The sequence below is a fragment of the Pseudomonas sp. LFM046 genome (assembly GCF_000949385.2).
In the GTDB taxonomy this organism is placed as follows: domain Bacteria; phylum Pseudomonadota; class Gammaproteobacteria; order Pseudomonadales; family Pseudomonadaceae; genus Metapseudomonas.
The window spans coordinates 5,272,963-5,295,685 of record NZ_JYKO02000001.1 but is presented as its reverse complement, the minus strand read 5'-3'; the positions used below and the strand labels follow the sequence as shown (position 1 = coordinate 5,295,685).

Here is a 22,723-nt window from a genome sequence, read left to right as displayed (position 1 = left end):
GATCTGCCAGGAAACCGCGTGTCCAGTCTCCAGCCCAGCCTTCTCTATATCCACGGTTTCAACAGCTCACCCGCGTCCCACAAGGCGCGCCAGCTCAAGGTGTTCATGGAGCGCCTGGGCCTGGCTGAGCGCCTGCGGGTGCCGGCCCTGCATCACCATCCGCGCCAGGCCATCGGCCAGCTCGAGGCGGCCATTGCCGAGCTGGGGCGGCCGGTGCTGGTCGGCAGCTCCCTGGGCGGCTACTATGCGACCCACTTGGCCGAGCGCCACGGCCTCAAGGCCGTACTGATCAACCCGGCGGTTGCCCCGCACAGGCTGTTCGAGGGGCGCCTCGGCCCGCAGAAGAACTACTACAGCGACGAAACCTGGGAACTGACGCTGGAACACGTGGAAGCGCTGGCCGAACTGGAAGTGCCGCCACCTCAGGATCCGGCCCGTTACCAGGTCTGGTTGCAGACAGCCGACGAAACCCTCGATTACCGTCAGGCGGAGCGTTACTACCGCGCCTGCGCCCTGCGTATCGAGGCCGGCGGCGACCACGGTTTCCAGAATTTCCCCGCCCATCTGCCCGCCTTGCTGGCTTTCGCCGGCTTTCCCGCGCAGCTGTGGCGTGACATCGACTTTTCCGACCTCTGACTGAAAGGGAATCCATGGCTACTTACAACGCGGATGCCATCGAAGTCCTCTCCGGCCTCGACCCGGTGCGCAAGCGCCCGGGCATGTATACCGACACCACCCGACCCAACCACCTGGCCCAGGAAGTCATCGACAACAGCGTGGACGAGGCTCTGGCTGGCCACGCCAAGAGCGTGCAGGTGATCCTCCACGAGGACAATTCCCTGCAGGTGATCGACGATGGCCGCGGGATGCCGGTGGATATCCACCCCGAGGAAGGGGTGCCGGGTGTCGAGCTGATCCTCACCAAGCTCCATGCCGGCGGCAAATTCTCCAACAAGAACTACCAGTTCTCCGGCGGCCTCCATGGCGTCGGTATCTCGGTGGTGAACGCCCTGTCTACTCGCGTCGAAGTGCGGGTCAAGCGCGAAGGCAGCGAGTACATGATGACCTTCGCCGATGGCTTCAAGGCCAGCGAGCTGGAAGTCGTCGGCACCGTGGGCAAGCGCAACACCGGCACCAGCGTGCATTTCTGGCCGGACGCCAAGTACTTCGACTCCCACAAGTTCTCCGTCAGTCGCCTGAAGCACGTGCTCAAGGCCAAGGCCGTGCTCTGCCCGGGGCTGTTGGTCACGTTCGAGGACAAGGCCAGCGGCGAGCGCGTCGAATGGCACTTCGAAGATGGCCTGCGCTCGTACCTGGTGGATGCGGTTTCCGAATTCCAGCGCTTGCCCGACGAGCCCTTCGTCGGCGCCATGGCCGGTAACAAGGAAGCGGTGGACTGGGCGCTGCTGTGGCTGCCGGAAGGCGGCGAGGCTGTGCAGGAAAGCTACGTCAACCTGATTCCCACCGCCCAGGGCGGCACCCACGTGAACGGCCTGCGCCAGGGCCTGCTGGATGCGATGCGCGAGTTCTGCGAGTTCCGCAACTTGCTGCCCCGTGGCGTCAAGCTGGCGCCGGAAGACGTCTGGGAGCGCATCGCCTTCGTCCTCTCGATGAAGCTCCAGGAGCCGCAATTCTCCGGCCAGACCAAGGAACGCCTGTCCTCCCGCGAGGCGGCCGCCTTCGTTTCCGGCGTGGTCAAGGACGCCTTCAGCCTCTGGCTCAACGCTCACCCTGACCTCGGCATGCAGTTGGCGGAACTCGCCATCAGCAACGCCGGCCGCCGCCTCAAGGCGGGCAAGAAGGTGGAGCGCAAGAAAATCACCCAGGGCCCGGCGCTGCCCGGCAAGTTGGCGGATTGCGCCGGCCAGGACCCGATGCGTTCCGAGCTGTTCCTGGTGGAGGGCGACTCCGCCGGCGGTTCGGCCAAGCAGGCGCGAGACAAGGAATTCCAGGCGATCATGCCCCTGCGCGGCAAGATCCTGAATACCTGGGAAGTGGACGGCGGTGAAGTGCTGGCCTCCCAGGAAGTCCACGACATCGCCGTGGCCATCGGCGTCGACCCCGGCGCCGCGGACCTGTCCCAGCTGCGCTACGGCAAGATCTGCATCCTCGCCGACGCCGACTCCGACGGTCTGCACATCGCCACCCTGCTGTGCGCCTTGTTCGTCCGCCATTTCCGTCCGCTGGTGGAAGCGGGCCACGTCTACGTGGCCATGCCGCCGCTGTACCGCATCGACCTGGGCAAGGAAATCTTCTACGCCCTGGACGACGCCGAGCGCGACGGCGTCCTCGACCGTCTGGCAGCCGAGAAGAAGCGCGGCAAGCCCCAGGTCACCCGCTTCAAGGGCCTGGGCGAGATGAACCCGCTGCAGCTGCGCGAAACGACCATGGACCCGAATACCCGGCGCCTGGTGCAGCTCACGCTGGAAGACACCGAAGGTACGGTGGAGGTCATGGACATGCTGCTGGCCAAGAAACGCGCTGGCGATCGCAAGTCCTGGCTGGAATCCAAGGGCAACCTGGCCGAGGTCATGGTGTGAGGGGAGCCCTGATCCTTCTGGGCCTGCTGTTCGCCGCACCGCTCTGGGCCGCAGACGACCCCGAGCAGCTGCAGTTGGCCGCCGAATACCCGGTGGACGGTATGCCTCAGGGCAACCTGTCCGGGCTGGCCCGCTGTGGCAACGACCTGATGGCGGTATCCGACCGGGTGGACAACCAGCTGTACCGGCTCAAGCCCATTGGTGGACTGCTCCAGGCCGACGCCGAAATCTTCCACGCGCCACCCGCCCCGCCGAGCAACCTGCCCTGGGGCGTGCGCGCGCGGTCCTGGGGTATCAGTCTGCTGCGTGGGAACGAGCTGGATTTCGAAGGCATCAGCTGCGATTCCGCCGGCAACCGCTACCTGGTGAGCGAGGCCAATGCCGCCGTGCTGCAGGTGCCCGGGACGGGTGAACCCAACTGGCTGCTGCTGCCGGAAAACCTGGTTCGCCAGGCCCGCGCCAGCGGCATGTTGCTGCACTTCAACGCCCTGCTCGAGGGCATCGCCATCGATCCCCAGGGCGAACGCCTGTGGCTCGCCGCCGAGCGTGAACGCCGTGGCCTGATGGTGCTGCACAAGCAGCAGTCCACCTGGCATTGCACGGGCGGCTGCGTGATCTTCAGCGAAGCCGGCACTACGCGTCCGCCAGCCCCGGTCGGCAGCGAGCAGCAGATGCCCAAGGACTTCTCCGACATCGCCTTCCTCGATGAAAAACTCTTCACCCTGGAGCGCCTGGCGCACCAGATCTGCCGGCGCAAGCCGAGCAACGGTGAAGTGGAGCGTTGCTGGTCCTTCGCCGAGGAGGCCCTGGCCGATACGCGGCGGTACAGCGTGCCGTTCGGCGCGGCCGAGGCCTTGTGGATCGATGCCGAGGGTGCCTGGGTCGGTGTCGACAACGGCGGCAAGGCGCGCGGCGATGGCGAGCGTCGGCCCATCGTCTGGCGCTTCAATGCGCCCAAGGGCGGTTGGGGCGCGAAATGACCACGCAGACGCCGGGACAGCGCGCGGGAAAGGTCATGCTGGTGCTCGCCTGGGGCATCGGCCTGCTTCTGGCTACGCATTTCTTCGGTGTCTGGGAAGCGCGCCAGCACAACCCCAATCGCGAGCCCGAATCCGTCCACGGCGACGGCTACGTCGAAGTGCGCCTGGCCAGCAGCCGGCAGGGCCACTACTTGTTGAACGGCCGCATCGACGGCCAGGATGTGACCTTCCTGCTCGATACCGGTGCTACCCAGGTGTCCGTACCCGCGCGGCTGGCGGAGCGCATCGGCCTGGTCCCGGGTATCCCGGTCACCCTGAGTACCGCCAACGGCCGTGTCACCGGCCATCGCACCCAGTTGCAGGACCTGCGCCTGGGTGACATCCGCCTGACCCAGGTACCGGCGATCATCGTGCCGGGCATGGACGGCGAAGAGGTGCTGCTCGGCATGAGCGCCCTGAAACAACTCGAATTCACCCAGCGCGACGGCACCCTGGTGCTGCGCCAAGTCACTTCCCCGTGAGGCACGCATGAGCGAATCCCTCGATCTGAGCCTGGAAGGCGTGGAGCGTCGCTCCCTGGCCGACTTCACTGAACAGGCCTACCTCAACTATTCCATGTACGTGATCATGGACCGCGCCCTGCCGCATATCGGCGACGGCCTGAAACCGGTGCAGCGGCGCATCATTTACGCCATGAGCGAGTTGGGCCTGGACGCCGATTCCAAGCACAAGAAGTCGGCGCGCACCGTCGGCGACGTGCTCGGCAAGTTCCACCCCCATGGCGACTCGGCCTGCTACGAGGCCATGGTGCTGATGGCCCAGCCCTTCAGCTACCGTTACACCCTGGTGGACGGCCAGGGTAACTGGGGCGCCCCGGACGATCCCAAGTCCTTCGCTGCCATGCGTTATACCGAAGCGCGCCTGTCCCGTTACTCGGAAGTGCTGCTGTCCGAACTGGGCCAGGGCACCGTGGACTGGGTGCCGAACTTCGACGGCACCCTGAACGAACCGGCAACCCTGCCGGCACGTCTGCCCAACCTGCTGCTGAACGGCACCACCGGCATCGCCGTGGGCATGGCCACCGACGTGCCGCCGCACAACCTGCGGGAAGTGGCGGCCGCCTGCGTGCGCCTGCTGGATGAGCCTTCCGCCACCGTGGAACAGCTCTGCGAGCACATCCTCGGCCCGGACTTCCCCACCGAGGCGGAAGTGATCACTCCCCGCACCGAACTGCTGAAGATCTACGAGACTGGCCGTGGCTCGGTGCGCATGCGCGCCGTGTACCGGGTGGAAGATGGCGACATCGTGGTCACCGCGCTGCCCCACCAGGTATCCGGGGCCAAGGTGCTGGAGCAGATTGCCGGCCAGATGCAGGCCAAGAAGCTGCCGATGGTGGCCGACCTGCGTGACGAGTCGGACCACGAGAACCCGACCCGCATCGTCATCATTCCGCGCTCCAACCGCGTGGACGCCGATGAGCTGATGCAGCACCTGTTCGCCACCACCGACCTGGAGTCCAGCTACCGGGTCAACACCAACGTCATCGGCCTGGACGGCAAACCGCAGGTCAAGGACCTGCGCACCCTGCTGAGTGAGTGGCTGACCTACCGCATCGGCACCGTGCGTCGGCGCCTGCAGTTCCGCCTGGACAAGGTGGAGAAGCGCCTGCACCTGTTGGACGGTTTGCTGATTGCCTTCCTCAACCTGGATGAGGTCATCCACATCATCCGCACCGAGGACCAGCCCAAGCCGGTGCTGATGGCGCGCTTCAACCTCACCGAGATCCAGGCCGACTACATCCTCGATACCCGCCTGCGTCAGCTGGCCCGTCTCGAGGAAATGAAGATTCGCGGCGAGCAGGACGAGCTGCTGAAGGAACAGAAGAAGCTGCTGGCCCTGCTGGGCAGTGATGCCAAGCTGAAGAAGCTGGTGCGTGACGAGTTGATCAAGGACGCCGAAACCTACGGCGACGACCGCCGTTCACCCATCGTCGCCCGTGCCGAGGCCCGTGCCCTGTCGGAAACCGAGCTGATGCCGACCGAACCGGTCACCGTGGTGCTCTCCGAAAAAGGCTGGGTGCGTTGCGCCAAGGGCCACGACATCGACGCCACCGGCCTCTCCTACAAGGCGGGCGACGTTTTCAAGGCCGCCGCGCCGGGCCGTTCGAACCAGTACGCCGTGTTCATCGACTCCACCGGCCGCAGCTATTCCCTGGCGGCCCACTCGCTGCCCTCGGCCCGTGGCCAGGGCGAACCCCTGACCGGGCGGCTCACGCCGCCACCGGGGGCCAGCTTCGAGTGCGTGCTGCTGCCTGAGGACGAGGCCACTTATGTCATCGCCTCGGACGCCGGTTACGGCTTCGTGGTCAAGGGCGCCGATCTCCAGGCCAAGAACAAGGCCGGCAAGACGCTGCTCAGCCTGCCCAATGGCGCCAAGGTCGTGCCGCCACGGCCGGTGCAGAGCGTCGAGGAAGACTGGCTGGCCGCCGTGACCACCGAGGGGCGTCTGCTGCTGTTCAAGGTCGCCGACCTGCCGCAACTGGCCAAGGGCAAGGGCAACAAGATCATTGGCATCCCAGGTGATCGTGTGGCCAGTCGCGAGGAATTCCTCACCGACCTGGCCGTGTTGCCAGCCGGTGCAACCCTGGTCCTGCAGGCCGGAAAGCGCACCTTGTCGCTCAAGGCTGACGATCTGGAACACTACAAGGGCGAGCGCGGACGCCGTGGAAACAAGCTGCCACGCGGCTTCCAGCGGGTTGACGCCCTTCAGGTGGAGCCGCTGGCCTGACGCTGGCGGCGGCGAATTGACGTGGGGCTCTGGAGTCCTGCGTCACATTGACGGATGATATGTCCCCTCGCTGCGCCTTCGTAGTGGCGAGGATGACCGAATTCGACTGCAGGCTGCCCACAAGGCGGCCGTGGGTGAGATTGATGACCGTGGTGCGTTTTCCCCTGGTATTGATGTTGGCGAGCCTGCTGGGGCTTGCCGGCTGCGTACACAGCCCGCCTGTCCCCATGTTTCAGCTGGATGCCGGTACCCCCGAGGTGCCGTCCAAGAAGGCGGGTATGCAGGTTCTACTTGGCCCGGTGACCGTGGCCGACTATCTGCAGCGTGAAACCCTCCTTCAGCGCCAGGCCGACGGCAGCCTGACCGCTGCCCCGGACGGCCGCTGGGCAGGCAGCCTGGCGGCGGATATCGACCAGGTCCTGCTGCGTCAGCTGTCCTGGCGCCTGGACAGCCAGCGTCTGGTGCTGGCCCCTGGCAATCCTGGCTTTACCCCTGAAGTACAGGTGCTGCTGACCATCAGCCGCCTGGACTCGGGCCCTCAGCGCCCGGCCGTACTGGAGGCGCAGTGGCGCTTGCTGGACCGCGCCGGCCAGTTGCGTGACAGCCGTCTGGTGCGCCTGGAAGAACCCCATACCGGTACTGCTGCCGATCAGGTCCGCGCCCAAAGCAAGCTGTTGCAGCAGCTGGCCGAGCAACTGGCCGCCGCCGTCAAGCCGCTGGAAGGCCAGCCGGTCGTCGTCGACGCGCCGCGCAAGCCGGCCGCCCCCGCCGCCCCGGCCAAGTCCAAGGAACAGCAGCAGCCGAAGATCCCGATGGCCGCGCCCGTGCGCACCGATGTGGAAGTCTTCCGCTTCTGACCACCCTGGATCGTGAAAAAGCCCGCTCGATGCGGGCTTTTTCATGCCTGCTCGAATTTGGGCCTGACCAGCCGAGCGACGCGGAGTCCAACAGGTCGGTACCTTTTGCGGAGCGACGCAACTGGCGGGGGTGGGGGCGTACGCACTAGCGGTTGGACGTGACGCGGTGCGCACAGCGCACCCTACGGTCGGACGAGTGTTGGAGCCAGGCCGCAAAGCTTCTTCCTGACGGTACTGGCGCGAGCGCCGATCTTTCCGTGATTGATTCGAACGCCCATGAAAAAGCCCGCATCGAGCGGGCTTTTTTGTCATCTGTGCATCAATGCGCGCGGGCTTCGTGCATGCGCGCCAGTTGGCGCTCCAGCAGCGAGGGGTAGGGCTCCAGCAGGCGCTCGACGCAGCAGGCGCCTTCCGGGCTGGTGATGGCGCGGATGCGGGCGCGCTGGCGTACCAGCTCTTCTTCGGCGATGGCGCGCTCCACCAGCAGCAGGTTGCGGCTGTGCTGGCTCAGCGCCAGGGCGTTCTGGGTGGTGTCGTTGAGCAGCAGATCGCCCTGGCTGAGGCCGGAGAGGTCGCCGCCCAGGGTCAGGCCCAGTTGCAGTTGCAGGGTGATGCCGCTGTCGGCTACCTCGATCTGCAGGGCATGGCCAAGGGCCCGCATCAGCTCGCCGCAGCACAGGGCATGGGTCAGGTAGTCTTCGTCGCTGTCCTGGCTGTGGAAGAGCATCAGGCTGCTGCCATCGTTCAGGGTGAGCAGCTGGCCGTGGTAGAGGCGCGCGGCCTGGTCCAGGCAATCGCGGTAGCGCTGCAGCAGGTCCATCAGGCGGGCGCGGGGCAGGCGGCGCAGCTGGTCCTGGGCGCCCAGCTGGATGGCCAGTACGGCACTGTTCTGCGGCACAGTCGGGACGACGGGCTCAGGAGCGGGTTCTTCCTCGGCCATTTCCTCGCGCAGATCAGCGAAGGGGTCTTCCTCGTCCGGGGTGAACAGCTTGCTCGGGGCGTCGTCGTCGCCGTCGTAGCTCTCGTCGCGCAGGTCGCGGACCTCGAAAGCCTCATCGTCGTGCGGCTCGTCTTCCGCGAAATCTTCCTGGTAGTCCTCGTCGGCCTCGGCGTAGTCCTCTTCCGGAATGGGCTCGGGCTCGGGCTTCTCCGGTACCAGGCGTGCTTGCAGCTGGCGGGCCAGGTCGCCGATCTCGTCCTGGCGGCCGGCGCCGGGGGCGGGGTCGTCCGGGTCCCGCAGCCACACCCGTAGCTGCAACAGCGGCGTGGAGAGGTGGCGGCCCAGGCGCAGGCTCAGGGAAAGGGTCAGGGCCAGCAGGATCAGGCTGAGCAGCCCCATGCTCTGCAGGCTGATGGTCATGGGCTGCTGGAACTGCTCCATGTCCAGGCTCAGGCGCAGGTGGCCGGCGATCACTTCCTGGAATGTGATCGGGGTGGAGTAGAGGCCCTCGGCTTCGCCCAGCAGGCCCTGCTTGGGTCGCGAGCCCGCCTCGGCGAGGATGCGGTTGTCGACGCTGTAGATGGCCGCATGGGCCACCAGCGGGTTCTTCACCAGGTTGTTGAGCAGCACGTTGAGGCTAAGGATGTCGTTGGACACCAGCAGCTCGGTGGCCGAGGCGGCCGTCTGCGCGGTCAGGCTCTGGCCCAGGGCGTCGGCCTGCTGTTGCATGGCCTGCTTGAACTGCATGCCCATGACCCAGGCGTAGATCACCAGCGCCAGGGCCACCAACAGAAGGCTGTGGCTGGCGATGCGCAAGGCGATCGGCACGCGGCGCTGGCGCAGGGCGTGGAAGATCAGCAGGAAGAAGTTATCGGGTTTGACAGGCGTGGGCCGGTTCACAGAGCGCGGCTCTTCTCGAACGAAATTGTGGCGCAGTATAGCGAGCGCCCCTTGCAGGGCAAAGCGCCGGGCATGCTACGGGCGCTGCGAAAGTGGGTAGAATGTGCGCCTTTTCATGCGCTGAGGGAGGTGCGCCTTGCGCGAAATAGTCCTGATCAACATCACGGGCGAAGACCGCCCCGGCCTGACTGCGGCCATTACCGGCGCTCTGGCCCAGGGTGGAGTGAACATCCTGGATATCGGCCAGGCAGTGATCCACGACACGTTGTCGTTTGGCATCCTGGTGGAGATCCCGGATAACGCCGAAGCCTCGTCCGTGCTCAAGGACGTGCTGTTCACCGCCTACAAGCTGGACCAGCAGGTGCGTTTCACCCCCGTTTCCGAAGCCGACTACCAGCAGTGGGTCGCCGGTCAGGGCAAGAGCCGCTACATCGTCACCCTGCTGACTCGCAAGGTGACCGCCGAGCAACTTCAGCGGGTGAGCTCCATCACCGCCAAGTACGGCCTCAACATTGACCATATCGACCGTCTGTCGGGCCGTATGCCCCTGGACACGCCGGTCGACCAGGGCAAAGGCTGCATCGAGTTCTCCGTGCGGGGCGAACCGGCGGACCCGGTGGCCCTTCGCGCCGAGTTCCTCAGCGTGGCCCAGGAGCTGAACGTCGACATCGCTTTCCAGCGTGACTCGGTGTTCCGCCGCAATCGCCGTCTGGCGGTGTTCGACATGGACTCGACCCTGATCGAGGCCGAGGTGATCGACGAACTGGCCAAGGCCGCCGGCGTCGGCGACCAGGTCGCCGAGATCACCGAGCGCGCCATGCGTGGTGAGCTGGACTTCCGCGCCAGCTTCAAGGAGCGCCTGGGGCTGCTCAAGGGCCTGTCCGAGGACGTGCTGGAAGAAATCGGCGCCTCCCTGCGTCTCACCGAAGGAGCGGAAACCCTCTTCGCCGAGCTCAAGCGTCTGGGCTACAAGACGGCGATCCTCTCCGGTGGTTTCACCTACTTCGCCAAGCAGCTGCAGGCCAAGCTGGGCATCGATTACGTGTTCGCCAACGAGCTGCAGATCGTCGACGGCAAGCTGACCGGCGTGGCCATCGAGCCCATCGTCGATGCTCAGCGCAAGGCCGACCTGTTGCGCGAACTGGCCGAGAAGGAAGGTCTGCGCCTGGACCAGACCATCGCTGTGGGCGACGGTGCCAACGACCTGCCGATGCTGGGGCTTGCCGGGCTGGGCGTGGCCTTCCGCGCCAAACCGCTGGTCAAGCAGTCGGCCAAGCAGGCCATCTCCACCCTCGGGCTGGACGGCATCCTCTACCTGCTGGGCTTCCGCGACCGCGACGGTCAGGACTGAGCCGTTCGCCGGAAATGCAAAAGCCGCCTTCGGGCGGCTTTTGCATTAAAGAGCCGTGAGCGTGGATTGGCTCACTCGTCGCCGGAGGAGAAATCGTAATCCATCGCCTGGCTTGGGCCTTGCAGGTAGTAGCCCTGGATGTAGTTGACGCCGGCCTGCCAGAGGGTGGCGAGGACACTGGCGGTCTCGACGAAGGGCACGATGGTCATCTTGGCTTGGGCGTGGAGGCTGGCCAGCAGGGTCTTGAGGACTTCCTGGTTCTCCGCGCGGCTGAGGTCCTGGGTGAAGGAGCCGTCCACCTTCACGAAGTCGATGTTCAAGTGCTTCAGGGTGTTGAACGGATTCAGTGCGCAGCCGAACTGGCTCAGCGCGACCTGGCAATGCAGCTCGGCGAGACCCTGGGTCAGGATCTTGGCCTGCTTCAGGTAGGCAATGGCGTCCGGCTCGCTGAACTGGAGGATCAGCGCATCGGAGGGTAGCCGTGCGGCCTTCAGTGCCACGCTGAGCCAGGGCAACAGCGTCTGGTCTTGCAGGCTGGCGCCGGACAGGTGGACGAAGAGCCGGGTGTTGTGGCCCTTGGTGCGGTGTTCGGCGAGCAGCTTGATGGAGTTGAGGATCACCCAGCGGTCGATCTTCTCGGCCAGGCCAGCGCTCTTGGCGGCGTCGAGGAAATCGGCAGGCGGTACTTCCTCGCCCTGGGGGTTGAGCAGGCGCAGCAGCACCTCGTAGTGCTCGAAGTTATCGCCCCGCAGGCTGATGATCGGCTGGAACAGCAGGCGGAAACTGTTGTTCTCCAGGGCCTGCTGGACCATCGCCAGCAGGTTGCCGCGGTTGGCTGCGGCGGCCAGTTCGTCGGCCGGGTTGTAGAGTTTCAGGCCGTTGTTGTCGCCCAGCTCGTCGGAGCAGCGATGGGCGCGGTCCACGACGTCCTGGGCCCTCGGTGTGGTTTCGCTGAGGCTGGCGACACCAATGCTCAGGCTGACCTGCACCGTGCGGCCGCTGACGTCGAACAGGTGGATGTCGATCTTCTTCAGCAGGCCCAGCAGGCTCTCTTCAGCCTGCTCCGGGGTGAGCCCCTGTTGCAGGACGCCGAACACGTCGTCGCCGTAGCGCGCCAATTGGGCGTCGCCGGCGAAGTGGGCGCGCAGCAGGTTGGCGAGGTCCGTCAGCAGCAGGTCGACGCCGGCGATGCCGAGCTCGGCCAGCAAACTGGAATAACGGGCGACACGGACGTAGGCGAGGCTCGACGGGTGGCTGGTCTTGACCGCGCGTTCGGCGGCGGTGTCGAGCATCTCGTTGAAATGGGAGCGATTGAACAGGCCGGTAACCAGGTCCTGGCTGCTGATTTCCCGCAGCTTTTCCTCCAGCTCGGCGTTGTCCGACTCGGCGCGGATCACCACCTGGATGCATGGCTCGCCATCGTAGGTGGCGGGAGAGAAGCTCATGCGGGCCTGGAAGCTCTGACCGTCCACCTTGCAGCCGTTGCAGGTGAGTTCGCCGCCGGCCTCGCCTTCGCGGTAGTTCTTCAGGAAATCCTTGAACCCGGCCTGGTCGCTGCCGGCGATCAGGTCGATCATCGGCATGCCTTCGAGTTCGTCGCCGTCGTCGTAGCCGAACATCTCGACGTAGGCGCGGTTGGCATAGATGTGCATGCCGTCGTGGACGTAGGCGATGGCATCCACTGAGCTGTCCAGCAGTAGCTGGCAGCGTTTCTCCGCTTCGCGCAGGCTGATTTCCGCGGCGCGCCGGGCGCGGCGCTGCTCGAGGTTGGCCAGCTCGCGGTTGGCCACCAGCACCAGGCGCTCGTCCTCGCCCTGGGGCAGGGCGTCCTGGGCGCCCAGGGCCAGAGCCTCGGTGATCAGGTCGGAGTCGTTGTCCTGCACCAGCTGGATGAACGGGATGTCCTTAGACTGGCGGCGGATGCTGTTGAGCACCTCGCCGGGATCCACATGCTCGCTGGTGGGAGCTGCGATCAGGAGGTCCCAGCTCTGCTGGAGGGCCTCGTTGAGATCATCGGCAGAAAGGATGCGGTGGACGCGGGTGGCGCGACCGGCATTGCGGAACAGGCTGACCAGACGCTCGGCTTCGTTCTGCGAGTCTTCCAGGATCAGCAGACGTATCGTTTTCTTCTCGATTGCCATGGCCGGTGCTTAGCGCCGAACGCGCGCGAATAGGCGACGAATGGTGATTCGTCGGGAATCTACAGCGACTTCCACAGGGAGTCAAAATCTTCCTCGCCGCCCTGACCCTGGCTTCCCTGGCCTGTGACGGGTTTCCCTTGCGGCGGTGTCGGCTGCTCGATCATGCGGTATTCGAATTGGCTGAAACTGCCGGTGCTGGTGATGCGCCGGGTCAGCACCGCGCGATGTTCCTCGCCGTGAAGATTGATCTGCACCTTGTTGCCTTCCTGGAAGGGCAGGCGTGGGGTGATCAGCGTGGCCGGACGGGAAATAGCGCCGATGGCCGGCAGCAGCAGGGCACGCAGGTAGTTGCTGTTCTGCTCGCCCTTGCGCAGTAGGAGCGTGCCGCAGGACTGCGCCTGGGGGGCTACCAGTTCAACACCCATCTGGGTGCCACCACCGCGCACCTGGCGGACCCAGCGAACCACTGCAATGCTCCAGCCCTGGTCAGGCGCGTCCTGCACACCGAGCAGCTCACCGGCCTGCAACTGGCTGGGGACTTCCCGGGGCCAACTGACGCAATAACCGCCTGGGCTGTGGTTGACCACTGCGACGCCGAAGGTCGGGTAGCTTTCCGGCGCGGTGCCGGCCTGGGACTGGCGGGAGCGGGTTTCGAAGACGGGCTTGGTGTACTCGATCTCCTCCATCGGCACCATGGGCTGCCAGCCCTTGTTGGGCTGGGCGTCGAAGGCATCGGCCCAGACATCCCTGGCGGGGCGCCGGCTGAGGGGATCGAACACCGCATGGCCGAGTCCCTTGGGCCGCTTGAGGACATCGCCGAAGGGACGGCTACCGGCGAGGAAGAAGTGCAGCGCGCTCATGCCGATGCACAGGGTCAGGCTGCCCTGGCCGGGGGTGCGCTGGAAGGTTCGTTCGGAAATGTCGCCCCAGGCCGAGCTCAGGTGCTGCAGCAAGTCGATGGTCACGCCTTCGGGCATCGGCAGGCGTGCCTGGCCGCGTTGTTCCGCCGGCAGCAGCAGGTATTCCTTGATCGCATCCACCAGCGGCAGGGGGTTGAGTCCGAGCAGCGTGCGGGGATCGACTTCATTGAACAACGACTTGTAGCGCGGTGGGCCGTCCGACTGCGGTGCCACGGCGAAGACGCTGGACGGCAATTCGGCCGACTGCAGTTGGACCAGGTTGCTCCAGGGCTCAAGCGCTTCCGCCAGCCGGGCGATGCCGTTCTGGCGCATCTGGTTGCAGCGGGCGCAACCCAGCAGGAGGGCCACCAGGTAGGACTGTTCGGCGCTTACGTCCTGGGCATGGCGGGCCAGCGGGTCGCGCACGGCGGCGCGATGGAGCTGGCGGCTGCGGGCCAGTTGGTAGATCTGGTGCATTTCCAGCCAGAGGCCCTCGGGTATGGGGCAGTAGAGCTGGTTGGAGCGGATCAGCGGACCGTTCAGGCTGTGCAGCGCTCGCTGCAGGGCGACCGTGAGCATCTGGGCGCGATCGCGGCTGGGGAGCGGCGACTCCTGCACGATGATCAGTTTGTAGCCGATGGCCAGGTGGTTCTGCAGGGCCTGGCAGAGATTGGCGACCTTGCGCGGACGTTCATCCAGAACGATGGACTGGCCGAGGAAGTGCCGCTCAAGGTGCTGGCACACGAAATGGACTTCCGGGCGCATCAGTTCCAGGAGCTGCAGGCGGTTCTCGCTGGGGGTGGCCAACTGGTTCAACTCCGCCAGGGCTTGGTAGAGCTGGCGTGCGGTTTCGCCGAGGTTGGCCTTCGGCAGGCTGGCGATCCAGTGTTTCAGGTCGCGAGGCGTGCCGTCGCAGAAGGACAAGCTCTGCTTGCTCGGCGTGGGAACGCGCAACAGCAGGTGAGGGCTCTGGTTGTCCATCCGGATCGGGTACTCCGATGTCTCGTGTGTTCTGCGGGTGGGAATTTCAGCACTCTAGCAGCATCCGGGCACAGTGGCAGCCCATCCATTGCAGGGCTGTAGAGGCGTTGGCAGTCCCGCTGTGCGGGGTGTCCCTTTTGGATCCGACTCCGGCCGAACGTTGTGGTTCGGCCGGAGGGAATTGCCGTCAGGCGCCCTTGGGCAGGGCCAGCAGCTGGCCCATGCGCACCTGGCTGCCGGGCCAGGCGCTTTCGGCCCAGCGCACCTGGTCCGGTCCGAACAGCACGATGGCGGTGGAGCCGAGCTTGAAGCGACCGATTTCGTCGCCCTTTGCCAGTTGGATGGGCGCGCGTGCCGCTTCGTCGTAGCTGAAGGTCTTCAGCTCGCGCTTCGGCGGGGTGACCAGGCCGGCCCAGACGGTTTCGACGGAGGCGACGATCATCGCGCCAACCAGGACCACGGCCATGGGACCGCGCTCGGTGTCGAAGAGGCAGACCACCCGCTCGTTGCGGGCGAACAGTTCGGGGACGTTCTCCGCGGTGCTCTGGTTGACCGAGAACAGGCGGCCGGGAACGTAGACCATTTCCCGCAGGGTTCCGGCGAGCGGTGCGTGCACCCGGTGGTAGTCCTTGGGTGACAGGTAGACGGTGGCGAACTCGCCGCCCATGAAGGCCGCGGCACGCTCGGCGTCGCCGCCCAGTAGCTCCAGCACGCTGAAACTGTGGCCCTTGGCCTGGAAGCAGCGGCCGTGCTCGATCGGGCCGATCTGGCTGATGGCGCCGTCGGCCGGGCAGAGAATGGCGCCGGGCGTTTCGTCCAGCGGGCGCGCACCGGGTTTCAGGGCGCGGGTGAAGAAGGCGTTGAAGTGCTCGTAGGCGGTCACGTCTTCCACCAGCGCTTCACTCATGTCGACCTGGTAACGCTTGGCGAACCAGCTGGTGAAGGCGTTCTTGAACCAGCGGATGCGGCACTCGGCGATGCAACCGGCCAGACGCGACAGCAGGTGATGCGGCAGCAGGTACTGGCTGATGATGAAAAGGCGTTCTTTCATGGGTGTTCCTTGTTGACCGGAGGCTCAGGCCTCCACAGGGGTATCCGGGTGATTGCCCCACTCCGACCAGGAGCCGGCATAGCCCTTGACCCGCGGGTAGCCCAGGGCCTTGGCCACCAGATAGGTGAAGCCGGAGCGGTGGTGGGTCTGGCAGTGGGTGACGATTTCCTTGTCCGGGGTGATGCCCAGGGACTGGAGGATTTCGGCCATGTCGGTGCGGATGCGCAGGGCGCGTGCGGGGTCCATGCCGGCGGTCCACTCGAAATTGACCGCACCGGGGATGTGCCCGCCCTTGGCCGCCAGCACCTTGGTGCCGTTGTATTCGCCAGGGCCGCGGGCGTCCCAGATGGCCAGGTCGGCGGCGCCGAGGCGGCTCTGGATGTATTCGCGGGTGGCAGTGGGTTCGTCGTGCAGGGTCAGGGGGATCGGGCCACCCACCGGGGTGGACACCGTCTCCGAGGTTTCCCGGCCTTCAGCCAGCCAGGCGTGTAGGCCACCATTCACGTAGTGGTAACGGTGGTGACCGATCACGTCCAGCAGCCAGATGAAACGTCCGGCCCAGCCGCCGCCTTCGTCGTCATAGACCACATAGGTGGCGTCGGCGCGATGGCCGAGTTCGCCGAACAAGGCTTCCAGGTCGGCTTTGGCCGGCAGCAAACCCGGCGCTGGCGGTTGGCCGAGCTGGGTGCGTTTCGGGTCGACGAAGCGGGCGCCCGGAATATGGCCAGCGGCGTAGCGGGCGGCGCTGGTGAGGTCGACCAGGATCAGCTCGCCGGCACCCAGCAGGGGCGCCAGGTCGGAGGGCTCGATTACCAACGGCAGGTTGGAAAAGGCGGACATGGAAGCCTCCATGAATGGAAAAGTGGCGGATTGTAGCCTTTAGCGACCGCGTCTGGCGAAGCTGGCGAGGGCCCGCTCGATGCACTGGGCGGTCTTGGCGAAGGCGCGCAGGCTGAAATCGGCAAAGGGCGCGCCGCCCTGATCTGCCACCACCAGCATGGCGACCCGGCCGTTCACCGCGAGGGAGCGCAGCAGCAGGTGGTCCCCCGGGAACAGGATTTTCAGCTGCCCCGGCAGCAGGGCCGAGAACTGCACCAGGTTATCCGGGCCCAGGCGCAGCTGGCCGGGCTGGGCGAGCAGGCGCCGCAGCACCTGGCTCTGTCCCGGGTCCAGTTGCAGGCCGTTGGCTTCCTTGGACAGGCCGGCCTGTTGCTGGGCGAGCAGGCGGCTGTGGTTGCGGTCGGCCAGCATCACCAGAACCCGGCTCATGCCACCGCTTTGCAGGGCATCGCGGGTGCAGGCGGAAAGCTGCACCACGTTGGTAAAGGGGCTGGGGTCGCGGATCAGCTCGCCGCAGTGGCGGCGCCAGTCTTCCAGGGCGCTGGCGGTGGGAACCGGCGCGGCCACGGGCTCGCGGCGCAGGCGATGCTGGTTCCAGGGCCAGAGCAGCGCCTGGGCGGGGTGCCAGAGGTCGTCTCGGGCATGGTTGCGCCCGCTCTGTGCGGCCTGCTGGTGCACCAGTTGCTGCAGCTCGTCCAGTGGCATCTTCATGAACAGACCCGTGAGGCGCTGCCAGCGCAGGCTGTGCCCACCGCCCCAGCCGACGTGGGCGGAGACTGCCAGGCCGTTGGCCAGTAGGACGGTGTTGCCCGGCTGGGTCAGCCAGCGACTGAGCGTTGGGTTGGCGTCCAATTGTTGCTGCTGGTGCAGGGGGTGTTCGTTGTCGCGGGCGATGTGCAGGGCTTCCACGAGCAGCCGGCGGTCGTCGCTCAACAGGCGATAGCCCTGGATGATCCAGTCCGGCAGTTTCCAGTGCTCGGCCAGGGCCTGGCAGAGTCGCAGCAGCGGCAGGCCCAGCAGTTCACGCTCGACCTTGGCGGCGGCTTCGCCTTCGCCCAGTACGCGCTTTTCCCAGCTGTCGAACAGCTCCGGGTGGCTGGCCAGCAGCGGCCAGAGGGGCGAAAGGAACAGCAGGCTGCACCAGTGGATTTCCTGCCAGAGGCGCGCCAGTCGGAAGGCGAACAAGCCATTGGCCTGCTGGGCGGCATGCTGGCCGATCAGCTGCAACTGGCGCAGGGATTGTGGAATCTCTTCCTCCGCGACGGCGGGCAGGCGATTGAGCAGCACCTCCGCGCGCTTGAGGCCCAGGCGGGTAAGGGCGACCTCCAGGCTTTCCGCCGGACTGCTCAGCAGGTTGCCGGCGGCATTGGCTTCGCGCAGCAGACTGAGGGCAAGGGCCGGGCTTTCCTGGGTCAGGTCGGCGATATCGCGCAGGGAGCGGCGGCTGTCACCGAGGGCGCGGCGGACCTTCTCATGGGCTGCGGTGGGAACCGGCAGGCGCACGCTGTCGAGGTGCTTGATCCAGCCTTCAAGGCTGCGGGGCAAGGGCTTTGCGGTAGACATGGTAGGGCCGCCAATCTGGCTTTTCGCCGGAACAGGCTATAGTCTGGCGCGAAATTTCCGATAATTAGAAGGGGCAGATTCTTATAACCCTTTCTACTGAGTCTTCAAGCTTCCTCCTATGGCCAAAATTCTCGGCATCATCGTCGTATTCGCCAGCGTGCTGGGTGGGTACATCCTGTCCCACGGCAAGATTGCCGCGCTGATCCAGCCCTTCGAGGTGATGATCATCGGCGGCGCCGCGCTCGGGGCCTTCCTGCAGGCCAACCCCGGCAGCACGACCATGACCGTGTTCAAGAAGGCGCTGAAGATGTTCGGCACGCGCTTCACCCACGGTTTCTACCTGGAAGTGCTGCGCCTGCTCTACGAAATCCTCAACAAGAGTCGCCGTGAAGGGATGATGGCCATCGAGGCCGACATCGAGGACGCCGCCGCCAGCCCGATCTTCAGCAAGTATCCGGGCATCCTCAAGGATGAGCGGATGACCGCCTACATCTGCGATTACCTGCGCATCATGTCCTCCGGCAACATGGCGCCCCACGAGCTCGAAGGCCTGTTCGACATGGAACTGGCCAGCATGAAGGAAGAGCTGGAACACCCGGCCCACGCGGTCAACCGTATCGCTGACGGCCTGCCGGGCTTCGGTATCGTCGCCGCGGTGCTCGGTATCGTGGTGACCATGGCCATGCTGGGCGAAGCCGAGCAGGCTGCCCTCGGCCAGCACGTGGGTGCAGCGCTGGTGGGTACTTTCCTCGGTATTCTCGCGGCCTACGGCTTCTTCGGTCCGCTGGCGGTGTCCCTGGAACACGATGCTCGTGAAGAACTGAACGTGTTCGAGGCGATCAAGGCCTGCCTGGTGGCCTCGGCTTCCGGCATGCCGCCGTCCCTGGCGGTGGAGTTCGGCCGCAAGACGCTGTTCCCAGCGCATCGCCCGAGCTTCAGCGAGCTGGAGCAGGCCGTACGCGGCAGCTGAAGGCTGAGCCATGGAGAACAACCAGCCGATCATCGTCAAGCGCGTCAAACGCTACGCCGCCGGTCACCACGGCGGTGCGTGGAAAATCGCGTTCGCCGACTTCGCCACTGCGATGATGGCGTTCTTCCTGGTGCTCTGGCTGATGTCTTCGGCCACCCCGGAGCAGAAGAAAGCCATTTCCGGCTACTTCAAGGACCCCATCGGCTTCACCGAGAGCGCCAGCCCCTACGTCATCGATCTGGGCGGCACACCGACGCCAGCGCCTGACCGTACCCTCAATCCCGAATTGAAGGACGCCCCCGACGCCCAGGAGTCGACCGTGGATTCGCAGAACACCGAGAAGGTGGATGCCAACCAGGTGGAAACCCTGGCCGAGCAGATCGAGCGCGAGCGCCTGGAACTGCTGTTGCAAGAGCTGCAGAACAAGGTCGAAGAGAACCCCGAACTGCGCAAGTTCAAGGACCAGATCCTCTTCGAGATCACCCAGGACGGCCTGCGTATCCAGATCATGGATGCTGCCAACCGGCCCATGTTCGACCTCGGCAGCGCGCGTCTGCAGCCCTATTTCGAGGACATCCTGCTGATCCTCGCCGAGACCATCAAAGCCGTACCGAACAAGATCAGCATCAGCGGTCACACCGACGCCAAGCCATTCGCAGGTGATGGCGACTTCGGCAACTGGGAGCTGTCCGCCGGTCGCGCCAACGCCGCCCGCCGCACCTTGATCGCCGGTGGATACCCGGAAGGGCAGGTGGCGCGGGTGGTGGGTTATGCATCGTCAGCCTTGTTCGATCGCAAGGACCCCTTGAACCCGGTCAACCGCCGAATCGACATCATCGTCCTGACCAAGAAGGCCCAGCGGGCCATCGAGGGCGTGCAGGGCGAAGAAGGCGAGAAGCCCAACGAACCGCAAGCGCCCCAGCCCCAGCCCCAGGCACCGGCGGGTGCGGTACCGCAGGCCCCTGCGGACGGACCGGCTTCGCCCGTGCAACCGCGGGAGTTGCGGGAGAAGCTGAATATCTTCGAAAACGGCGTGCTGAAGATGGACGAGCCCAAGGGGCAGTGATTCCAGCGTCCAATGAAAAAGGCCACGCAATGCGTGGCCTTTTCGTTTGCGGGCGTGGGGCTCAGTACTCGTCCTGCGGCAGGCTGGCGAGGATGTGCCGGTAGCTGGCCATGCGCTGTGGGTGGACGCGGCCGTCTTCCAGGGCCTTGAGCAGGGCGCAGCCCGGTTCGCGGTCGTGCTTGCAGTCGCGGAAACGGCAGGTGCCGATCAGTTCGTTGAACTCGATGAAGCCGGCCTCTACGTCGTCGCGGCTGACATGCCCCAGGCCGAATTCGCGGATGCCGGGGGAGTCGATCAGCTCGCCGCCACCGGGGAAGTGGAACAGGCGCGCGGTGGTGGTGGTGTGGGTGCCCTTGCCGGTGAGCTCGGAAAGGGCACCGACCCGGGTATCCACACCGGGAAGCAGGCTATTGACCAGGGACGACTTGCCCACCCCGGACTGGCCGACGAACACGCTGATGTGGCCGTCGAGTCGCGCCATCAGGTCTTCCATGCCGCCACCTTCGCGCGCCGAAACCTCCAGCAGCGGGTAGCCCAACTGGCGGTAGACGCCGAGAAGCTCGTCGAGCATGGCGCCGTTCTGGTCATCCACCAGGTCGGCCTTGTTCAGCAACAGCAGCGGGTGGATACCGGCATGCTCGGCGGCCACCAGGTAGCGATCGATCAGGTTGGCATGCGGGTGGGGGAGGGGCGCGAAGACGATGACGATCTGATCGACGTTGGCCGCTACCGGCTTGAGTACGCCGCGCATGTCTGGACGGCACAGCTCCGAGCTGCGCGGCAGCTGGGCAACGATCACGCCGCTGCCCTGGTTGCCCGAGCGCCAGACGACCCGGTCGCCCGTGACCAGCGGCGGCAGGTTGGCTCGCAGGTGACAGCGCATGATCTGGCCGGCCTGCTCGCCTTCCAGGGCTTCCACTTCCACCTGGACGCCGAAGTGAGCGATCACCAGGCCCGTCTGCTCGGGGCCGAGGTCGCCGCCTTCGAGTTCTTCGAGGGCGCGGGTCTCCCGCTTGGCCGCGCGAGCCGCGCGCTCTTCCTGGATCTTCTCGATGCGCCAGCTTTGCCGGCGGGTCAGTTGGCGTTTGGCCATGGTGGGTCCGCTTGAAAAAAACCGCGCGAGTTTAGCACGCAGCCCGCAGCAGCAGGCTCTAAGCTAGAATGCGCGCCCCGCCCTGGAGACCGAACATGCAGAATGCCCTGAACCTGATCTGGATCGATCTGGAAATGACCGGCCTGAACCCGGACACGGACGTCATCATCGAAATGGCCACCATCATCACCGACAGCGAACTCAACACGCTGGCCGAAGGCCCGGTGATCGCCATCCACCAGAGCGACGAGATCCTCGCCGGCATGGACGAGTGGAATACCCGCCAGCATGGTCAGAGCGGCCTGACCCAGCGGGTGCGCGAGAGTCGTATCAGCATGGCCGAAGCCGAAGCCCAGACCCTGGCCTTCCTGGAACAGTGGGTGCCCAAGGGCAAGTCGCCGATCTGCGGCAACAGCATCTGCCAGGACCGCCGCTTCCTTTTCCGCCACATGCCGCAGCTGGAAGCCTACTTCCACTACCGCAACCTGGACGTCTCCACTGTCAAGGAACTGGCCGCACGCTGGGCGCCCAGCGTGCGCGACGGGGTGAAGAAGAGCAGCAGCCACCTGGCCCTGGACGATATCCGCGATTCGATCGCCGAGTTGCGGCACTATCGCGAGCATTTCATCAAAGCCTGAATCAGGCCGCGCTTGCCCCGTGGCGGGCAAGCGCCCACTCCACATGCTCACGCACCAGCGCCGACGGATGCTCGCGGCGCAGGCGCAGGGCTTCCAGCACGGGAATGCTCGTCGGCGCATTACCCAGCCCCACCGCCAGATTGCGCAGCCATCGCTCGTAGCCGGCGCGACGTAGGGGGGAGCCCTCGGTGCGGCTGAGGAATTCCTCCTCGCTCCAGCGGAACAGCTCGGCCAGTTCGGCATTGTCCAGGCCATGGCGCGGCTGGAAATCGCCTTCGCCCGAGGGGCGGGCGAAGCGGTTCCAGGGGCAGACGATCTGGCAGTCGTCGCAGCCGAATACCCGATTGCCGATGAGTGGGCGCAGGTCCTCGGGGATGCTGCCCTTGAACTCGATGGTCAGGTAGGAGATGCAGCGCCGCGCGTCCAATTGGTACGGGCCGACGAAGGCGGCAGTGGGACAGATGTCCAGGCAGGCGGAGCAGCGTCCGCAATGCTCGCTGCCGTGGGGCGGGTCCACCGGTAGGGGAGCATCGACGAACAGTTCACCCAGGAAGAAGTAGCTGCCAGCCTTGCGGTTGAGCACCAGGGTGTTCTTGCCGATCCAGCCCAGGCCCGCCTGTTCGGCAATGGCCTTTTCCAGCACCGGCGCGCTGTCGACGAAGGCGCGGTAGCTGAACGGGCCGATGGCCTGCTCGATGCGCTCGGCCAGGTGCTGCAGGCGCTTGCGGATCAGCTTGTGGTAGTCACGGCCCAGGGCATAGCGCGAGACATAAGCTTTCTCCGGCTGGCCCAGCAGCTGCGCCATGCGGGTGTCGCCGGGCAGGTAGTCCATGCGCAGGGAAATCACCCGCAGGGTGCCAGGCACCAGTTCTTCCGGGTGGGAGCGCTTGCTGCCGTGGGCGGCCATGTAGTCCATCTCGCCCTGGTAGCCGGCGTCCAGCCAGCGTTGCAGGTGGGCCTCGTGCTCGCCCAGGTCGACGCCGGCGATGCCCACTTGCTGGAAGCCCAGTTCGCGCCCCCAGTCCTTGATGGATTGGGCGAGCGAGGCGAGATCTTGCGTGGAAAGGGTCATGCTGGGGCGGGAAACCGGTGGCGAGGTGGATATAATTCTGCCAGACCTCGCAGC

At 65.8% G+C, this 22,723-nt stretch carries 18 protein-coding genes; 10 read left to right on the top strand and 8 right to left on the bottom strand.

The window, feature by feature from the left end:
- Positions 1-18: 18 nt before the first annotated feature.
- The 6 genes from TQ98_RS24375 (at position 19) to TQ98_RS24350 (ending at position 7,164) form a co-directional block, all read left to right on the top strand.
- Complete coding sequence (locus TQ98_RS24375; RefSeq protein ID WP_044870745.1) at positions 19-636, top strand: YqiA/YcfP family alpha/beta fold hydrolase; 618 nt, start codon at positions 19-21, stop codon at positions 634-636.
- 14 nt (positions 637-650) lie between these two features.
- On the top strand, positions 651-2,540 hold the full coding sequence (parE, locus tag TQ98_RS24370; protein WP_044870746.1) for a DNA topoisomerase IV subunit B: 1,890 nt from the start codon (positions 651-653) through the stop codon (positions 2,538-2,540).
- Complete coding sequence (locus TQ98_RS24365; protein ID WP_044870747.1) at positions 2,537-3,520, top strand: esterase-like activity of phytase family protein; 984 nt, start codon at positions 2,537-2,539, stop codon at positions 3,518-3,520. Before parE ends, TQ98_RS24365 begins: the two co-directional genes overlap by 4 nt.
- On the top strand, positions 3,517-4,041 hold the full coding sequence (locus TQ98_RS24360; RefSeq protein WP_044870748.1) for a TIGR02281 family clan AA aspartic protease: 525 nt from the start codon (positions 3,517-3,519) through the stop codon (positions 4,039-4,041). Before TQ98_RS24365 ends, TQ98_RS24360 begins: the two co-directional genes overlap by 4 nt.
- Before the next feature lie 7 nt (positions 4,042-4,048).
- Complete coding sequence (gene parC, locus TQ98_RS24355) at positions 4,049-6,307, top strand: DNA topoisomerase IV subunit A (RefSeq protein ID WP_044870749.1); 2,259 nt, start codon at positions 4,049-4,051, stop codon at positions 6,305-6,307.
- 143 nt (positions 6,308-6,450) lie between these two features.
- Positions 6,451-7,164, top strand: coding sequence for an ABC-type transport auxiliary lipoprotein family protein (locus tag TQ98_RS24350; protein WP_044870750.1), 714 nt, complete (start codon positions 6,451-6,453; stop codon positions 7,162-7,164).
- 319 nt (positions 7,165-7,483) lie between these two features.
- On the opposite strand, the gene TQ98_RS24345 is transcribed toward TQ98_RS24350, so the two are convergent.
- Positions 7,484-9,004: an AhpA/YtjB family protein gene (locus TQ98_RS24345; RefSeq protein WP_044870751.1), complete on the bottom strand. Its 1,521-nt coding sequence runs from the start codon at positions 9,002-9,004 to the stop codon at positions 7,484-7,486.
- Positions 9,005-9,140: 136 nt separating this feature from the next.
- On the opposite strand from TQ98_RS24345, the gene serB reads away from it, so the two are divergent.
- Positions 9,141-10,355, top strand: a complete 1,215-nt coding sequence (gene serB / locus TQ98_RS24340) for a phosphoserine phosphatase SerB (RefSeq protein ID WP_044870752.1) — start codon at positions 9,141-9,143, stop codon at positions 10,353-10,355.
- A gap of 71 nt (positions 10,356-10,426) precedes the next feature.
- Here serB and TQ98_RS24335 read toward each other — a convergent pair whose 3' ends face one another.
- The 5 genes from TQ98_RS24335 to TQ98_RS24315 form a co-directional block, all read right to left on the bottom strand.
- On the bottom strand, positions 10,427-12,496 hold the full coding sequence (locus TQ98_RS24335; RefSeq protein ID WP_044870753.1) for an EAL domain-containing protein: 2,070 nt from the start codon (positions 12,494-12,496) through the stop codon (positions 10,427-10,429).
- 59 nt (positions 12,497-12,555) lie between these two features.
- Positions 12,556-14,376: a hypothetical protein gene (locus TQ98_RS24330; protein WP_044870754.1), complete on the bottom strand. Its 1,821-nt coding sequence runs from the start codon at positions 14,374-14,376 to the stop codon at positions 12,556-12,558.
- A gap of 187 nt (positions 14,377-14,563) precedes the next feature.
- Positions 14,564-15,427 (bottom strand): archaetidylserine decarboxylase, encoded by an 864-nt coding sequence (gene asd / locus TQ98_RS24325; RefSeq protein WP_044870755.1) that lies wholly within the window; start codon positions 15,425-15,427, stop codon positions 14,564-14,566.
- Between the two features lie 24 nt (positions 15,428-15,451).
- The gene (gene rhdA / locus TQ98_RS24320; RefSeq protein ID WP_044870756.1) at positions 15,452-16,267 is read right to left on the bottom strand and encodes a thiosulfate sulfurtransferase; all 816 of its coding nucleotides are present in this window, start codon (positions 16,265-16,267) and stop codon (positions 15,452-15,454) included.
- A 39-nt stretch (positions 16,268-16,306) separates the two neighbouring features.
- Positions 16,307-17,830, bottom strand: a complete 1,524-nt coding sequence (locus TQ98_RS24315; RefSeq protein WP_044870757.1) for an HDOD domain-containing protein — start codon at positions 17,828-17,830, stop codon at positions 16,307-16,309.
- Positions 17,831-17,948: 118 nt separating this feature from the next.
- Here TQ98_RS24315 and motA point away from each other — a divergent pair, with 118 nt between their 5' ends.
- Both motA and motB read left to right on the top strand, forming a co-directional pair.
- Positions 17,949-18,800, top strand: coding sequence for a flagellar motor stator protein MotA (gene motA, locus TQ98_RS24310; protein WP_044870758.1), 852 nt, complete (start codon positions 17,949-17,951; stop codon positions 18,798-18,800).
- Positions 18,801-18,810: 10 nt separating this feature from the next.
- The gene (gene motB, locus TQ98_RS24305) at positions 18,811-19,866 is read left to right on the top strand and encodes a flagellar motor protein MotB (RefSeq protein WP_044870759.1); all 1,056 of its coding nucleotides are present in this window, start codon (positions 18,811-18,813) and stop codon (positions 19,864-19,866) included.
- Between the two features lie 61 nt (positions 19,867-19,927).
- Here motB and rsgA read toward each other — a convergent pair whose 3' ends face one another.
- Complete coding sequence (gene rsgA / locus TQ98_RS24300; protein WP_044870760.1) at positions 19,928-20,959, bottom strand: small ribosomal subunit biogenesis GTPase RsgA; 1,032 nt, start codon at positions 20,957-20,959, stop codon at positions 19,928-19,930.
- A 95-nt stretch (positions 20,960-21,054) separates the two neighbouring features.
- On the opposite strand from rsgA, the gene orn reads away from it, so the two are divergent.
- The gene (gene orn, locus TQ98_RS24295; protein WP_044870761.1) at positions 21,055-21,597 is read left to right on the top strand and encodes an oligoribonuclease; all 543 of its coding nucleotides are present in this window, start codon (positions 21,055-21,057) and stop codon (positions 21,595-21,597) included.
- A gap of 1 nt (position 21,598) precedes the next feature.
- On the opposite strand, the gene queG is transcribed toward orn, so the two are convergent.
- On the bottom strand, positions 21,599-22,669 hold the full coding sequence (gene queG / locus TQ98_RS24290) for a tRNA epoxyqueuosine(34) reductase QueG (RefSeq protein WP_044870762.1): 1,071 nt from the start codon (positions 22,667-22,669) through the stop codon (positions 21,599-21,601).
- Positions 22,670-22,723: the final 54 nt, after the last annotated feature.

Bases quoted from the DNA above. Each gene is read 5' to 3' on its own strand.
- parE (WP_044870746.1), top strand. From the start codon at position 651: ATGGCTACTTACAACGCGGATGCCATCGAAGTCCTCTCCGGCCTCGAC.
- TQ98_RS24360 (WP_044870748.1), top strand. From the start codon at position 3,517: ATGACCACGCAGACGCCGGGACAGCGCGCGGGAAAGGTCATGCTGGTG.
- parC (WP_044870749.1), top strand. From the start codon at position 4,049: ATGAGCGAATCCCTCGATCTGAGCCTGGAAGGCGTGGAGCGTCGCTCC.
- TQ98_RS24350 (WP_044870750.1), top strand. From the start codon at position 6,451: ATGACCGTGGTGCGTTTTCCCCTGGTATTGATGTTGGCGAGCCTGCTG.
- TQ98_RS24335 (WP_044870753.1), bottom strand. From the start codon at position 12,496: ATGGCAATCGAGAAGAAAACGATACGTCTGCTGATCCTGGAAGACTCG.
- TQ98_RS24330 (WP_044870754.1), bottom strand. From the start codon at position 14,376: ATGGACAACCAGAGCCCTCACCTGCTGTTGCGCGTTCCCACGCCGAGC.
- asd (WP_044870755.1), bottom strand. From the start codon at position 15,427: ATGAAAGAACGCCTTTTCATCATCAGCCAGTACCTGCTGCCGCATCAC.
- rhdA (WP_044870756.1), bottom strand. From the start codon at position 16,267: ATGTCCGCCTTTTCCAACCTGCCGTTGGTAATCGAGCCCTCCGACCTG.
- TQ98_RS24315 (WP_044870757.1), bottom strand. From the start codon at position 17,830: ATGTCTACCGCAAAGCCCTTGCCCCGCAGCCTTGAAGGCTGGATCAAG.
- motA (WP_044870758.1), top strand. From the start codon at position 17,949: ATGGCCAAAATTCTCGGCATCATCGTCGTATTCGCCAGCGTGCTGGGT.
- motB (WP_044870759.1), top strand. From the start codon at position 18,811: ATGGAGAACAACCAGCCGATCATCGTCAAGCGCGTCAAACGCTACGCC.
- rsgA (WP_044870760.1), bottom strand. From the start codon at position 20,959: ATGGCCAAACGCCAACTGACCCGCCGGCAAAGCTGGCGCATCGAGAAG.
- orn (WP_044870761.1), top strand. From the start codon at position 21,055: ATGCAGAATGCCCTGAACCTGATCTGGATCGATCTGGAAATGACCGGC.
- queG (WP_044870762.1), bottom strand. From the start codon at position 22,669: ATGACCCTTTCCACGCAAGATCTCGCCTCGCTCGCCCAATCCATCAAG.